Consider the following 15,376-nt stretch of genomic DNA (forward strand, 5'->3'; position numbering starts at 1 on the left):
CGCACGCCGTTCACCGAGCGGTGACACGGCCCCTTCCGACGGCCCGACAGCCCGCCGCCCCGGCAGCCTGCCAACGTGTCAGGCGACCGGCCCGAAAGCCCCGCCGGCCCCGCCGGATCGGGCCCCCGGCCGCCCTCAGACCCGGAACACGTCCAGGAAGGAGCTCCACCACCCCTTCTTCTGCGGAGCCCGGCCCGCCGCGGGGGCGGCCTGCGGGTACGGCTGCGCCGACTCGGAGCCGGCCGACGGCCGGTCGGACGACCCGCCCGAACCGGTGTCCGCCCCCACGACCGGCCGCGTGGTGCGGGCGGCCACCGGGCTGAACCGCACCGGCAGCGAGACCAGACCGCGCTGGAACGGCCCCGGCCGCCACTCCACGCGCTCCGCGGGCACCGCGAGCGTGACGTCCGGGAGCGCGTTGAGCAGGCACTCGATCGCGCTCAGGGCGATCAGCTGGGCCGGGGACTTGGCCGGGCAGGCGTGCGGGCCCGCGCCCCAGGCCAGGTGGGCGCCCTTGCTGAGGGTCAGCCGGGCGTCGGTCAGCGCGGGGTCGCTGTTGGCGGCGGCGAAGCTGATCACCACCGGGCTGCCCGCGTCCATCGGGACCCCGCCCACGTTGAGGTCCTGCATCGGGTAATGCGTCGCGTAGTTGGCGATCGGCGGGTTGTTCCACAGCACCTCGTCGAGGGCTTCCTCGATGCGGAGTCCGGAACCGCCCTCGCCGGACAGCAACAGGAGCAGCGCGTTGCCTATCAGGTTGCGCTCGGGCTCGACGCCGGCGCCCATCAGCATGACCAGCTGGTCCTTGAGCTCCTCGTCCCGCAGACCGGCCGGGTGCTGGATGAGCCACGAGGTGATGTCGTCGCCGGGCTGACGGCGCTTCAGCGCCACCAGGTCCATCAGGCAGGAGGTCAGGTCCTCGTTGGCCTGCATCACGTCGAGGCCGTCGAAGAGCGCGGACATGCTGCGGGTCAGCCGGTCGCCGATGTCGGCCGGGCAGCCGAACAGCTGGTTGAACAGCAGCAGCGGCAGCAGCTTGGCGTAGTCGTTGAGCAGGTCGGCCCGGCCCAGCGCGCTGAACTGGTCGATCAGGTAGCCGGCGATCCGCTCGACGTGCCGGTTGAGCCGGTTGTCGTTGAGCCGGTCCAGGCTCTCGGTGACGGCCTTGCGCAGCCGCAGGTGCTCGGCGCCGTCCGTGAAGAGGCAGTTGGGCCGGTAGAACATCATCGGCAGGACGGGGCTGTCCAGCGGCACCCGGCCTTCGTTGAGCGCCGCCCAGCGCCGCGAGTCCCGGGCGAACATCCCCGGGTTCTGGAGCACCCGCAGCGCGGCCTCGTGCGAGGTGACCAGGGTGGCGTCCACGCCCGGGGCCAGCTCCACCGGTGCGGCGGGACCGTGGGCGCGCAGCTTGTCGTAGACCGCGCCGGGGTCGGCCGAGAACATCTCCCCGTAGAGCGGTGTGCTCACGCCGACGTGCATCGGGCAGCCCGGCGGAGCCGACTGCGGGGCGGGTCGCTGCGGAGAATCCATGGGTCGTTCCTTGGAGGTGGCCCCGGGCGGGTGCGGACCCGGGAGACGTCGGGAGAGGAAGGCGTGGGGGAGGTCAGGAGGCGCGGGCGAGCAGGTGGCGGACGAGCGTCAGCAGCGCGTCGGCCGAGGAGCGCTGGTCCCGCGCGTCGCAGAACACCACCGGGGTGTGCGGCAGCAGGTCCAGCGCCTCGCGCAGCTGGTCCTCGGTGTAGTCGCTCTGCCGGTCGAAGCTGTTGACCGCCACGGCGTACTCCAGGCCGTACTGCTCGATCAGGTCGATCACGGGGAAGGAGTCCGCGAGGCGGGTCGGGTCGGCCAGCAGCAGCGCGCCCAGCGCGCCCCGTGCCATGTCCTCCCAGAGCTGCATGAACCGCTGCTGGCCCGGCGTGCCGAACAGGTACAGCACCAGGTCGTCGCCGAGGGTCAGCCGGCCGAAGTCCAGGGCGACGGTCGTGGTCTTCTTGTCCGGTACGCCGTGGAGGTCGTCGACGCTGATGGACGCCTGCGTCATGCTCTCCTCGGTGCTCAGCGGAGCGATCTCCGACAGGGCCCCGATGAGCGTCGTCTTGCCGACCGCGAAGTGCCCCACGACCAGGATCTTGACAGCGGTCGTCACCGCGCCCGGGACGTAGATGTCCTCAGGCGAACCGGCGTTGAAGTCCATGCAGTACCTTCTCTAGAAGTCTCGGATCCGGGGCCTGGGCCGGCGGCGGGGCCGACCGGCGCAGCAGCCGTCCCTCGCGGATCAGGTCCGTCAGCAGCAGCCTCACGACTCCCACCGGCAGTTCCAGCCGTGCCGCGACCTCGGCCACCGAGAGGTAGCCGCCGGAGCACAGCTCCCAGATCGCCCGGGTCTCCGGGCTCGACAGGCCGGGGAGGTCCTGCTCGGGCGCGATGGTGACCAGGGTGATCAGAGACAGGTCGTCCGCATCCGGTAATTCGCGCCCACCGGTGATGACGTAGGAGCGGATGAAGCCGCCGGTGACCCGCTGTTCCTCGCCGCCCCCGGTCATGAGCCGCTGAGCGTGCTCTGGCGCGGCGCCGCCGACATCGCCCGGCCGAGTGCGCCCACCTGCTGCTGCATCCGGAAGGACATCGCCTCCATGTCGACGTCGGGGGCGGTGGACGCCGCCAGGTACGCGCCGCTGCCGGCCGCGATCAGGAAGATCCAGCCGTGGTCGTACTCCAGGAGGGTCTGCCGCCAGACCCCGCCGCCTCCGCCGACGAACGGGGCGACCGCGCGGCTCAGCGACTGCATCGAGCTCATCGCGGCGGCGTTGGTCTCCGCCTCGTCACGGCCGATGTCGCTGGACCGTTCGAGCAGGAGGCCGTCGGCGGAGACGAGGATGGCGTGCCGGGCGCCGGGTACCTGGAGTACGTCGTTGAGTACCCAGGAAAGATCGCGGCTCACTGGATCTCGGTTCCTTCCGTGGTCATGGTGGTGCGCCCGGACAGCGTGCCGCGCTGGAACGCGCCGAGGCGGGACGGCGTGTGCTGGCCGGTGCCGCGCACCGGCTCCTCGGCCCGTCCGGGCTCCTGCGGGGTCGGGACGACCGACACGGAGCGCTGGCGGCGGCGCCGCGGCAGCTGTCCGTCGGCGGTCATCTCGGGTGCCGACATCGCCGCCCCCGCCGCCGTCGGCACGGGGGCCAGGGGCGCCGCCGGCTCCGGCAGCGACACCAGCCGCTGGCCGGGGGCCTGCGCCCAGGCCGCCGCGGGCTGCTCGGGCGGCGCGGGCTGATAGTCGGCCTGGTACTCGGGCTGGTAGTCGCTGTGCCCGGTGACGACCGGGGCGGTGACCTCGTTGCTGAGCAGCTCGGCCGGCAGCAGCACCACGGCCCGCACACCGCCGTACGGGGAGACCGAGTCGACGGAGACCCGGAAGCCGTAGCGGGCGGCCAGCATGCCGGAGACGGCGAAGCCGAACTTCGGGGGGTTGCCCAGGCTGGTGAGGCTGATCGGCGCGCCCGGGTTCAGGAGGGCCGCCGCGCGGTCCTTCTCCTCCTGGCCCATGCCGAGGCCGGCGTCGTCGACGATCAGGCAGACGCCGGTGGGGACGGCCTGGACGCTGACCTCCACCGGGGTGTCCGGGGCGGAGTAGTTGGTCGCGTTGGCGAGCAGTTCGGACAGCACGACGGCGACCGGCTCGACGACCTTGCTGGCGAGCGCGACACTGACCCGGGAGTGGATCCGCACCCGGTCGAAGTGCCGGATCCGGCCCTGGGCGCTGCGGACCACGTCGTAGACCGAGGCGACGCTCTCCCTGCGGCCCAGCCAGCCGCCGCAGAGCACCGCGATGCCCTGGGCGCGCCGGCCGAACTGGCTGTTCGTGTGGTCGACCGTCATCAGGTCGGCGAGGATCTGCGGGCTGTCGCCGTACTTCCGCTGCACCCTCTCGATGACGACCTGCTGCTCGTCGGCCAGGCCCTGCAGCGTCCGCATCGCCGCCTTGAGGACGGCCTTGGTGTCCTCCTCGGCGTCCCGGCGGACGTCCGTCAGCTCGGACGCGTGCTGGCCCCGCAGGCGGTCGTGCAGCACGGCGAGCTCGTCGCGCTGCCGCTGGGCCAGGGCGCCCGCCTCCTCCAGGGAGGCGTTGCGCCGCCGCAGGGCGAGGTTCGTCCTGCGGGCCTGGACGGCCGCTCCGACGGCTGCGAGCATCACCACGATGAAGACCCAGAAAAAGGGTTCCTGCACAAATGACGTCATGAAACTCTCTTCAGGTGGCATCGCGCGGAGCCGGTCCGGGCCCCAATACGCGAATGGGACTGGCGGCCTGAACCTCCCCGAAAGGCACCTGATGTCACATCACATCGCGGTGCTTATCCGGCACGAGACCTGCGGCGACGCCTATCGCGGAGTCAGCCTACTGCAACTCTTGTCTCGTCAGAACAGCTACCAAAAAGGGCAGTTGGGGCGAAATTCCACGACCTGCCGGGAACTCTGGCGAGAATTGGCGGAGTTCGTGATGCCGCGTTAACCGCAGGGACACATTCCCCCCACGCCCGGGTTCACGCGCAGAGTGATCCCGCCGTCACCCTCCGGAATTCGCCGTTCTCCGAAAGCGTCCTCCGCCGCGGGAATCCGCCGCCCGCCGGAAGCCCGTCTCAGGGACCGCCCGCCGGGAAGCAGCCGTCCGTCAGCGCATCGAACCGGTGCGCAGCAGGGTGCGGATGACGCGCATCGCGACCGAGAGACTGGACAGCTCGTACTTGTCCGAACCCCTTATGTCGTCGAGGGTGCTCTTGGCGCGGTTCAGCAGGGTCGAGTTGAGCTCGGCCCAGGCGGCGTACCGCTCCTCCGGGGTGGCGCCCTCGGCGCCGCAGGCCAGGATGTCGGCGGTCAGTGCCGCGTGCGCCGCGAAGAGCTCCTCGCGGATCGCGGCCCGGGCCATCGACGACCAGCGGTCGGTACGGGGCAGCTCGATGATGCGGTCGAGCAGGTGCGAGATCTGGAGCCGGTCGCCCAGGTCGTAGTAGAGGTCGGTGACCTCGGCGACGTCCTTGCCGGAGCGGTCCGCGACCTCGGCGATGTCCAGGGTCGGGAAGACCGAGGAGAGGCCGGCGATCCGGGTGGCCAGCTCCTCGGGCACCCCGGCCGAGGCCAGCTCGTCGTACACCGACTCGAACCAGGTCAGGTCCTCGCCGCGCAGCGGCTTGGGCAGCGTGGCCCAGACCTGGTTGACCCGGTCGTGGAAGAACTCGATGGTGCCGGCGATGTCGAGCGGCTGGCGGCGGTTGTTGAGCATCCACCGGGTGGCGCGCTCGACCAGGCGCCGCGAGTGCAGCCGCATCTTGGTCTGCACCCGGGCCGGGACCTTGTTGTCCAGGTCCTCGATCTCGGCCCAGATCGGCTCCAGGTCGAAGACGGCCCGCGCGGCGGTGTGCGTCCGGGCGATCTCCTCGTAGGTCGCGCCGGTCTCCTCCTTCAGGCGGAAGGCGAAGGTGCAGCCACCGCGGTTGATCGTGTCGTTGACGATCAGCGTGGTGATGATCTCGCGGCGCAGCGCGTGGTTGTCGATCGCGTCGGCGAACCTCGACCGCAGCGCGCTCGGGAAGTACTCGTGCAGCGCGGTGCGGAAGAACGGGTCGTCCGGCAGATCGGTGGCCAGCAGCTCCTCGGCCAGGATGATCTTGGTGTACGCGAGCAGGACGGACATCTCGGGCTGCGAGAGGCCGCGGCCGCTCTGCTGGCGCTCACGGATCTGGCGCTCGGCGGGCAGGAACTCCAGCCCGCGGTCGAGCCGGCCGGCCGACTCGAAGCGGCTGATCATCCGGGCGTGGACGTTGACCATGCTGTGCGCCTGGGCGACGGCGTTGGCCAGCACCACGTTCTGCGCGTAGTTGTTGCGCAGCACCAGGTGGCCGACCTCGTCGGTCATCTCGGCCAGCAGGATGTTGCGCTGCTTGACCGTCATGTCGCCCTCGGCGACCACCTGGTTGAGCAGGATCTTGATGTTGACCTCGTGGTCCGAGGTGTCCACACCGGCGGAGTTGTCGATCGCGTCGGTGTCGATCCAGCCGCCGGTGCCCTCGGGGCCGCCGGAGGAGGCGTACTCGATGCGGCCGAGCTGGGTGCAGCCGAGGTTGCCGCCCTCGCCGATGACCCGGGCCCTGATCTGCTCGCCGTTGACGCGGATCGCGTCGTTGGACTTGTCGCCGACCTCGGCGTTGGTCTCGGTGGAGGCCTTGACGTAGGTGCCGATGCCGCCGTTCCAGAACAGGTCGACCGGGGCCTGGAGGACCGCCCGCATCAGCTCGGCCGGGGTCAGCTTGCCCGCCTCGACGCCGAGCGCGGCCCGGACCTGCGGGGTCAGCTGGATCGACTTCGCCGACCGGGGGAACACCCCGCCGCCGGCCGAGATCAGCGACTTGTCGTAGTCGGCCCAGGAGCTGCGCGGCAGCTCGAACAGGCGGCGGCGCTCGGCGTACGAGACGGCCGCGTCCGGGTTCGGGTCGAGGAAGATGTGGCGGTGGTCGAAGGCGGCGACCAGGCGGATGTGCTCGCTGAGCAGCATGCCGTTGCCGAAGACGTCGCCGGACATGTCGCCGATGCCGATGACGGTGAAGTCCTCGGACTGGGTGTCGACGCCGAGCTCGCGGAAGTTGCGCTTGACCGACTCCCAGGCGCCGCGGGCGGTGATGCCCATGCCCTTGTGGTCGTAGCCGGCCGAGCCGCCGGAGGCGAACGCGTCGCCCAGCCAGAAGCCGTAGGACTCGGCGACGCCGTTGGCGATGTCGGAGAAGGTCGCGGTGCCCTTGTCTGCGGCGACGACCAGGTAGGTGTCGTCCTCGTCGTGGCGGACCACGTCGGCCGGGTGCACGACCTCGCCGCCGACCAGGTTGTCGGTGATGTCCAGCAGCGCCGAGATGAAGGTCTTGTACGAGGAGACGCCCTCGGCCAGCCAGGCGTCGCGGTCCACCGCCGGGTCCGGCAGCTGCTTGGCGACGAAGCCGCCCTTGGCGCCGACCGGGACGATGACGGTGTTCTTGACCATCTGCGCCTTGACCAGGCCCAGGATCTCGGTGCGGAAGTCCTCGCGCCGGTCGGACCAGCGCAGACCGCCGCGGGCGACCTTGCCGAAGCGCAGGTGCACGCCCTCGACCTGCGGCGAGTAGACCCAGATCTCGAACGCCGGGCGCGGGGCCGGCAGGTCCGGGATGGCCTTCGGGTCGAACTTCATCGACACGTAGGAGTGCCACTGGCCGGAGCCGGAGCGCTGGAAGAAGTTGGTCCGCAGGGTGGCCTTGATGAGGTTCAGGAAGGAGCGCAGGATGCGGTCCTCGTCCAGCGAGACGACCTCGTCGAGGGCGCCGGTCAGCTCCTCCAGGATGCCCTCGGTCAGCTCCAGGGCACCCGAGCGGTGGCTCGGGCTCAGCCTGGCCTCGAACAGGTTGACCAGCAGGCGGGTGGTGTGGGTGTTGTTGCGGAGCGCGTCCTCCATGTAGTCCTGGGAGAACGTGGAGCCCGCCTGGCGCAGGTACTTGGCGTACGCGCGCAGCATCGTCGCCTGGCGCCAGGTCAGCCCGGCGGTCAGCACCAGCTCGTTGAAGCCGTCGTTCTCGGCCTTGCCGGTCCAGGTGGCCGCGAAGGTCTCCTGGAAGCGCTCGCGGGCCTCGTCGGTGAGCTCGGTGGCCTCGCGCAGCTTCAGGCCGAAGTCGTAGACCCACGCGGTGGTGCCGTCGGAGCGGCGCAGCGCGTACGGGTGCTCGTCCAGCACCTCGACGCCCAGGCGCTGGAGCACCGGCAGGACCTCGGTGAGCGAGATCGGGCCGCCGACCCGGTAGATCTTGAAGCGGCGCTCGTCGTCGCCGGCGCCGACCGGCTGGTACAGGTTCAGGCGGAAGTCGCCCTCGCCGTGCAGCGACTCGATCTGCTTGATGTCGGCGACGGCGGTGCGCGGCGGGAAGTCGGCGCGGTAGCCGTCGGGGAAGGCGTTGGCGTACTTGTGGCCGAGTTCGGCGGCCTTCTCCTCGCCCAGCTCGACGTGCAGCTGGTCGTGGAAGCCGTCCATCCAGAACCGGGCGGCCTCGGCGAGGCGGCTCTCGATCCGCTCGATGTCCGCGTCGGTGAGCTGCGGCAGCTCGGTGCCGGGGGCGACCCGGACCATGAAGTGCAGACGGGTCAGCACCGACTCGGTGGCGTACACCGTGTAGTCGATGGTGGCGCCGTTCAGCTCCTCCTTGAGGATGTCGGTGATCAGCAGCCGGATGCGCGTGGTGTAGCGGTCGCGCGGCAGGTAGATGAACGCCGAGAAGTAGCGCCCGTACTCGTCCTGGCGCAGGAACAGCCGCAGCTTGCGGCGCTCCTGGAGGTAGAGCACGCTCGTCGCGATGGAGAGCAGCTCGGAGGCCGGGGTCTGGAAGATCTCGTCCCGCGGGAAGGTCTCCATGATCTGGAGCAGGTCGCGGCCGTCGTGGCTCTCGCTGGAGAAGCCGGAGTCCTCCAGCACCTCCTGGACCTTGCGGCGGACCACCGGGATGCGGGTGACCGACTCGGTGTAGGCGGCGGAGGAGAACAGGCCGAGGAAGCGGCGCTCGCCGATCGGCTCGCCCGCGGCGTTGAACTTCTTCACGCCGACGTAGTCCAGGTAGGACGGGCGGTGCACGGTGGCGCGGCTGTTCGCCTTGGTCAGGACGAGCAGCTTCTTCTCGTGGGCCTTGGCGCGCACCGGCGCGGAGAGCCGGCCGAAGGCCTCGCTGACCGGGTGGTGGGCGTCGTCGTGGCTGTGCGGGTCGGAGCGCAGGATGCCGAGGCCGGTCCCGGCGACGGCCCTCAGGACCTCCTCGCCCTCGTGCCCGACCAGGTCGTACTCGCGGTAGCCGAGGAACGTGAAGTGGTCGTCGGCGAGCCAGCGCATCAGCTCCCAGGCCTCGCCGACCTCCTGCTCGGGCAGGCCGGCCGGGGGCTGCTCGGCCAGCTCGTCGGCCAGGCGCAGCGCGCTCTCGCGCATCTTGCCCCAGTCCTCGACGACCTCGCGGACGTCGCCGAGCACGCGGCGCAGGTCGGCCTCGATGGAGCGCAGGTCCTCGCGGTCGGTCTCGCGGTCGATCTCGACGTGCATCCACGACTCGACGGTCGCGTCGGCGGGCCAGTCGGTCCCGGCGGCCTGGCTGCGGGAGCAGGCGTCGACGTCCAGGATCTCCAGCAGCTTGCCGGTGATGTCGCGGCGGACGACCAGCTGGGGGTGGATCACGAGGTGGATCGCCCGGTCCTGGCGGGACAGCTCGTTGGTGACGGAGTCGACCAGGAAGGGCATGTCGTCGGTGACGACCTCGACCACGGTGTGGCCGCAGGACCAGCCGTTCTCCTCGACCGAGGGGGTGTGCACCCGCACCTCGGCGGTGCCCTGCGGGCGCTTGAGGCCCACCCGGTAGTGGGAGGCGGCGGCGCCGTAGACGTCGACCGGGTCGGACTCGACCAGGTCCTCGGGCGCGGTGTGGAGGTAGTAGTGGTGCAGGTACGCGGTCAGAGCGCCATTGCTCAGCCCCTCACCCGGCGCCGCTCCCCCCACCTGGCTGTTCTCAGCGGCTACGGCTGCCTTCTTGAGCAGTTCGGCCTTGGCTGCGTCCAGCTTGGTCTGCATGACTTCTTGACTCCTGTCGCGCGCCGTTGCGTGACTCGGTTGGTGTGTGGATGTACACCGCCGGGTCACCGCAATCCTGCCGCACCATCCGACTGAAAGGGGCTCATGGCACGCATGAAACGCCCGCCCAGCGGGTAGGACGTCTCATTCGTCCTGCAAGCCACCCGACGACGCCAGCCAGCCTAACCGGATCAATCGAAGGTGCACAGGGACAGGTAGGCGCAAACCCGCAGGAAGTCGGGTCCGTCCTGGACAGCATGTCCAAACCGGATCCTGGTGTTCACTCTCAGCCCATGTGCGGGTGGCCGTGGTGGATCGGGGGGACGAAGGTCTCCTTGATCGAGCGGGCCGAGGTCCAGCGCAGCAGGTTCTGCGGGGCGCCCGCCTTGTCGTTGGTGCCGGAGGCCCGGCCGCCGCCGAAGGGCTGCTGGCCCACGACGGCGCCGGTCGGCTTGTCGTTGATGTAGAAGTTCCCCGCGGTGAAGCGCAGCTCCTCGACGGCCTGGGCGATGGCGTAACGATCCTGCGCGATCACCGAGCCGGTCAGGCCGTACGGGGCGCCGCCGTCGACCCGGCGGAGCACGTCGTCCCAGCGGGAGTCCTCGTAGACGTGGACGGCGAGGATCGGGCCGAAGTACTCGGTCCTGAAGATGTCGCCCCGGTGGTCGGAGGAGACCAGCACGGTCGGGCGGACGAACCAGCCGATCGCGTCGTCGTACTGTCCGCCGGCCGCCAGTTCGATCGTCGGATCGGCCTTCGCCCGGTCGATGGCGTCCCGGTTCCGCTCGAAGGCCCGCCGGTCGATCAGGGCGCCCATGAAGTTCGACAGGTCGGTCACGTCGCCCACCGCGAGCGCGTCCACCTCGGCCAGGAAGTCGTCCTTGATCTTCTGCCAGAGGCTGCGCGGCAGGTAGGCGCGGGAGAGCGCCGAACACTTCTGGCCCTGGTACTCGAAGGCGCCGCGGATCAGCGCGGTCCGCAGGATGTCCGGGTCGGCCGAGCGGTGGGCCAGCAGGAAGTCCTTGCCGCCGGTCTCCCCGACGATCCTCGGGTACGTGCGGTAGCCGCCGATGTTGGCCCCGATGGTCTGCCACAGGGACTGGAAGGTGGCGGTGGAGCCGGTGAAGTGCAGCCCGGCCAGCGCCGGGTCGGCCAGCGCGACCGGGGAGACCTGGAGGCCGTCGCCGGTCACCAGGTTGATCACCCCGGGCGGCAGGCCCGCCGCCTCCAGCAACCGCATCAGGTGGTACGCGGCCAGGGTCTGGGACGGCGCGGGCTTCCAGACCACGGTGTTGCCCATCAGCGCGGGGGCGGTCGGCAGGTTGCCGGCGATCGCGGTGAAGTTGAACGGGGTGACCGCGTAGACGAAACCTTCCAGCGGGCGGTGGTCGGTCCGGTTCCACACGCCGGGCGAGGAGATCGGCTGGTCGGCCAGGATCTGCCGGGCGAAGTGGACGTTGAACCGCCAGAAGTCGATCAGCTCGCAGGCCGAGTCGACCTCGGCCTGCTGGGCGGTCTTGGACTGGCCGAGCATGGTCGCCGCGTTGAGCGTCTCCCGCCAGGGGCCGGACAGCAGGTCCGCGGCGCGCAGGAAGACCGCCGCGCGGTCGTCGAAGGAGAGCGAGCGCCACCGCCGCCCGGCGGCCAGCGCCGCGTCCACCGCCGCCCTGGCGTCCTCCCTGGTGGCGTTGCCGAGCACACCGAGCTTGGCGGCGTGGTGGTGCGGCTGGACGACCTCGATCCGCTCGCCGCCGCCGAAGCGCTGTTCGCCGCCGATGGTCATCGGCAGCGGGACCTGCTCGGCCGACAGCTCGTCCAGCCGCCGGACCAGCCGGTCCCGTTCCGGGCTGCCGGGCGCGTAGGCCCGCACCGGCTCGTTGACCGGGGTCGGCACCTCGGTGACTGCGTCGATGGGCATGACGGCTCCGTCCTGGCGGCTGGTCGGGTGTGACACCAGCCTGACCAGCCCGGGCGGGATCCGCCCGTTCAGACACGCGGGCGGCGGACGTGGCGCCCGCCACGTCCGCCGGGACGTGCCGTGGCCCCGGGGCGCTCCCCCGGGGTCAGCCGGCGATCCGGCCGGCCAGCTCGACCGCCTCGGCCAGGCTGTCCACCACCGGGACGCCGATCGGCTCCAGCTTCTCCCTGGTGTGCGAACCACCCGTGTACAGCACCGCGTGGGCGCCCGCCCCCAACGCCGCGAGGGCGTCGTCCGCGGCGTCGCCGATCAGCACGGTGCGGGCCGGGTCGACCTGCCGGGCGAGCGCGGCCAGGTGCCGGGTCAGGTGCTCCGCCTTCTGCCCGCCGGACGGGCCGCTGCGGCCGTCCACCCGCAGGAAGCTGCCGGTCAGGCCGAAGGTGTCGACCAGCGGGAGCAGCTTGTCGTGCTCGTACATCGACAGCAGCGACTGGCTGTGCCCGGCCGACTGCCAGCCCGCCAGCAGGTCCCGCACGCCCTCGGTCAGGCCGCACCCGGGGCTCAGCTCGCCGTAGCGGACGTGGAAGGCGTCGTCGAGCTCCAGCCACTCCTCCGGGGAGGGCATCCGGCCGAGCAGCCGCTCGTAGAAGCGGGGGATCGGGATCTCGTACTGCTCGCGGTACTGCTGCATGGTCATCGGACCGACGCCGATGGTCGCGAACGCGGCGTTGCTCGCTCCGAGCACCGCCTCCATGTCGTGGAAGAGGGTGCCGTTCCAGTCCCAAACGATGTGAGTGCGCACGGGGTGAAACGGTAACCCGATCGGGCGACACGCCGGTAGGGCGGAACTCACGCGAACAGCGAGGAGATCTCCTGGGTCGCGAACCAGAGCAGGTCGTGGTCCTCGGCGCCGTCCACGGTGAACTGGGCGTCCTGGTCGCCCGCGTCGGCCGCGGTCACCGCCGCCACCGCCGCCGCCACGTCCGTGACCACCTCGGTGTCCGCCACGTCGGCGTGCACCGCGGCCGCCTTGGCCAGCCGCACCGGGCCGGCCAGCACCACCCGGCCGAGCGACGCCTGGTCCTGGTACTCGTCGCCGGGGAAGGGCCGCACCGACGCGTCGGCCACGTCCAGCGCCACCACGACCCGGCGGCGCGGGGCGTCCCCGTCGGCGGCCAGCAGCCGCAGCGAGGACTGCGCGGCCCGGTTCAGCGCCGCGTACTCCAGCTCCTCGATGTCGTCGCTGACGTACCACTCGCGCAGTGCGGGCGTCACGGCGTACGCGGCGGACTGGTCCAGGGCGCCGCCCTCGTGTGCCGCCGCCAGGCCGGTCAGGGTGGTGGGCACGTACACGCGCATCGGTGGCACTCTCCGGTTCGTCCAGCGGGGGTTCGTCCAGCGGCACAGATTCTCCAGCGCCCCAAGAATAAGCTCCGCGCAGGCCCCGGTGATCGGCTCCCGCTCACCGACCGGCGCCCAGGGCCTCCCTGCTGGTGCGCAGGGCGCTCTCCAGGACGGCGCCGCGACGCGCCGGATCCATCATGTTGGGGCCCATCACCGCGAGGTCCGCCAGGGTCGGCGCGAGCAGCCGCACCCGGACGCCCTCGGCCCGCAGCAGCGCGGCCTCGCGCAGCAGCTGCCGGGTGACGGCGCGGCGGTAGCGGCTCACCAGCTGGGCCAGCACGCCGCGCGGGCGGTCCCTGGCGCGCCACTCGCGCAGCGCGGCCAGGGTGTCGCGGCCGCGGCCGAGCGGGCCTTCCCGGCCCTCCCGGGGGGCTCCGGCGTTCCGCGGGTCCAGCCGCAGGGCCATCGGGGCCAGCACGTACACCTCGTCCAGCCCCCGGCCGAGCATCAGGTCGGCGTTGGTGGCGGACCAGCAGCCGCCGTCCACGTAGGCCGAGCCGTCCAGGCGCACCGGCGCGAACCAGCCGGGGATCGCGCAGGAGGCCATCACGGCGTCGGGGACCGGCACGGCCGGGGCGTCCGGATCGCCGAAGACCACCCGGTGGCCGCTGCGGTAGTCCACGGCCACCACCCGCAGCGGCGATCCCGGGCCGGCCGGGACGTCCGCGTCGGGCAGGACGTCCGGGCCGGGCAGGACGTCCGGGCCGGACGGGACGTCGGGGCCGAGCAGGCCGCGCACCAGCTCGCCGACCGGCGCCAGCGAGCCGCGGCCGTGCGGGGCGATCGCCGAGACCATGGTCAGCAGCGGGTACTCGCGCGGGTGCCGGACGGCGTCGCGCAGCAGTCCGGGCGAGCCGATGCCGGCCCGGGGGCGGGGCGGCAGCGCGCCGCCGACGGCGGCGTCGTAGTCGAAGTGAGTGCGCACGGGGTGAAACGGTAACCCGATCGGGCGACACGCCGGTAGGGCGGAACTCACGCGAACAGCGAGGAGATCTCCTGGGTCGCGAACCAGAGCAGGTCGTGGTCCTCGGCGCCGTCCACGGTGAACTGGGCGTCCTGGTCGCCCGCGTCGGCCGCGGTCACCGCCGCCACCGCCGCCGCCACGTCCGTGACCACCTCGGTGTCCGCCACGTCGGCGTGCACCGCGGCCGCCTTGGCCAGCCGCACCGGGCCGGCCAGCACCACCCGGCCGAGCGACGCCTGGTCCTGGTACTCGTCGCCGGGGAAGGGCCGCACCGACGCGTCGGCCACGTCCAGCGCCACCACGACCCGGCGGCGCGGGGCGTCCCCGTCGGCGGCCAGCAGCCGCAGCGAGGACTGCGCGGCCCGGTTCAGCGCCGCGTACTCCAGCTCCTCGATGTCGTCGCTGACGTACCACTCGCGCAGTGCGGGCGTCACGGCGTACGCGGCGGACTGGTCCAGGGCGCCGCCCTCGTGTGCCGCCGCCAGGCCGGTCAGGGTGGTGGGCACGTACACGCGCATCGGTGGCACTCTCCGGTTCGTCCAGCGGGGGTTCGTCCAGCGGCACAGATTCTCCAGCGCCCCAAGAATAAGCTCCGCGCAGGCCCCGGTGATCGGCTCCCGCTCACCGACCGGCGCCCAGGGCCTCCCTGCTGGTGCGCAGGGCGCTCTCCAGGACGGCGCCGCGACGCGCCGGATCCATCATGTTGGGGCCCATCACCGCGAGGTCCGCCAGGGTCGGCGCGAGCAGCCGCACCCGGACGCCCTCGGCCCGCAGCAGCGCGGCCTCGCGCAGCAGCTGCCGGGTGACGGCGCGGCGGTAGCGGCTCACCAGCTGGGCCAGCACGCCGCGCGGGCGGTCCCTGGCGCGCCACTCGCGCAGCGCGGCCAGGGTGTCGCGGCCGCGGCCGAGCGGGCCTTCCCGGCCCTCCCGGGGGGCTCCGGCGTTCCGCGGGTCCAGCCGCAGGGCCATCGGGGCCAGCACGTACACCTCGTCCAGCCCCCGGCCGAGCATCAGGTCGGCGTTGGTGGCGGACCAGCAGCCGCCGTCCACGTAGGCCGAGCCGTCCAGGCGCACCGGCGCGAACCAGCCGGGGATCGCGCAGGAGGCCATCACGGCGTCGGGGACCGGCACGGCCGGGGCGTCCGGATCGCCGAAGACCACCCGGTGGCCGCTGCGGTAGTCCACGGCCACCACCCGCAGCGGCGATCCCGGGCCGGCCGGGACGTCCGCGTCGGGCAGGACGTCCGGGCCGGGCAGGACGTCCGGGCCGGACGGGACGTCGGGGCCGAGCAGGCCGCGCACCAGCTCGCCGACCGGCGCCAGCGAGCCGCGGCCGTGCGGGGCGATCGCCGAGACCATGGTCAGCAGCGGGTACTCGCGCGGGTGCCGGACGGCGTCGCGCAGCAGTCCGGGCGAGCCGATGCCGGCCCGGGGGCGGGGCGGCAGCGCGCCGCCGACGGCGGCGTCGTAGTCGAAG

12 protein-coding genes are annotated in these 15,376 nt (G+C 72.1%); all 12 read right to left on the minus strand.

Annotation, left to right across the window (positions count from 1 at the left end):
• Positions 1 to 135 precede the first annotated feature (135 nt).
• Positions 136 to 1,530, minus strand: a complete 1,395-nt coding sequence (locus tag BU198_RS06880) for a cytochrome P450 (protein WP_223244034.1) — start codon at positions 1,528 to 1,530, stop codon at positions 136 to 138.
• A 73-nt stretch (positions 1,531 to 1,603) separates the two neighbouring features.
• Entirely contained in the window at positions 1,604 to 2,194 is a 591-nt protein-coding gene (locus BU198_RS06885) for a GTP-binding protein (RefSeq protein WP_188295956.1), read from the minus strand.
• Positions 2,169 to 2,543, minus strand: a complete 375-nt coding sequence (locus tag BU198_RS06890) for a DUF742 domain-containing protein (protein WP_188295957.1) — start codon at positions 2,541 to 2,543, stop codon at positions 2,169 to 2,171. The genes BU198_RS06885 and BU198_RS06890 overlap by 26 nt, the downstream gene beginning before the upstream one ends.
• Positions 2,540 to 2,941, minus strand: coding sequence for a roadblock/LC7 domain-containing protein (locus tag BU198_RS06895; RefSeq protein ID WP_188295958.1), 402 nt, complete (start codon positions 2,939 to 2,941; stop codon positions 2,540 to 2,542). Before BU198_RS06895 ends, BU198_RS06890 begins: the two co-directional genes overlap by 4 nt.
• Positions 2,938 to 4,236 (minus strand): ATP-binding protein, encoded by a 1,299-nt coding sequence (locus tag BU198_RS06900; protein WP_188295959.1) that lies wholly within the window; start codon positions 4,234 to 4,236, stop codon positions 2,938 to 2,940. The genes BU198_RS06895 and BU198_RS06900 overlap by 4 nt, the downstream gene beginning before the upstream one ends.
• Before the next feature lie 430 nt (positions 4,237 to 4,666).
• Positions 4,667 to 9,613, minus strand: coding sequence for an NAD-glutamate dehydrogenase (locus tag BU198_RS06905; protein WP_188295960.1), 4,947 nt, complete (start codon positions 9,611 to 9,613; stop codon positions 4,667 to 4,669).
• A 286-nt stretch (positions 9,614 to 9,899) separates the two neighbouring features.
• Entirely contained in the window at positions 9,900 to 11,525 is a 1,626-nt protein-coding gene (pruA, locus tag BU198_RS06910) for an L-glutamate gamma-semialdehyde dehydrogenase (RefSeq protein ID WP_188295969.1), read from the minus strand.
• Between the two features lie 151 nt (positions 11,526 to 11,676).
• Positions 11,677 to 12,333 carry an HAD family hydrolase gene (locus BU198_RS06915; protein WP_188295961.1) on the minus strand — a complete coding sequence of 219 codons (657 nt, stop codon included), beginning with the start codon at positions 12,331 to 12,333 and terminating at the stop codon, positions 11,677 to 11,679.
• Between the two features lie 47 nt (positions 12,334 to 12,380).
• Positions 12,381 to 12,890: a DUF6912 family protein gene (locus tag BU198_RS06920; protein WP_188295962.1), complete on the minus strand. Its 510-nt coding sequence runs from the start codon at positions 12,888 to 12,890 to the stop codon at positions 12,381 to 12,383.
• A 103-nt stretch (positions 12,891 to 12,993) separates the two neighbouring features.
• On the minus strand, positions 12,994 to 13,860 hold the full coding sequence (locus BU198_RS06925) for a patatin-like phospholipase family protein (protein WP_188295963.1): 867 nt from the start codon (positions 13,858 to 13,860) through the stop codon (positions 12,994 to 12,996).
• 47 nt (positions 13,861 to 13,907) lie between these two features.
• Positions 13,908 to 14,417, minus strand: coding sequence for a DUF6912 family protein (locus BU198_RS06930; RefSeq protein ID WP_188295962.1), 510 nt, complete (start codon positions 14,415 to 14,417; stop codon positions 13,908 to 13,910).
• A gap of 103 nt (positions 14,418 to 14,520) precedes the next feature.
• Positions 14,521 to 15,376 (minus strand): patatin-like phospholipase family protein (locus tag BU198_RS06935; protein WP_188295964.1); only part of this gene is annotated, 856 nt, incomplete at its 5' end.

Source organism: Streptomyces sp. CBMA156 (assembly GCF_014596515.1).
Taxonomy (GTDB): Bacteria; Actinomycetota; Actinomycetes; order Streptomycetales; family Streptomycetaceae; genus Kitasatospora.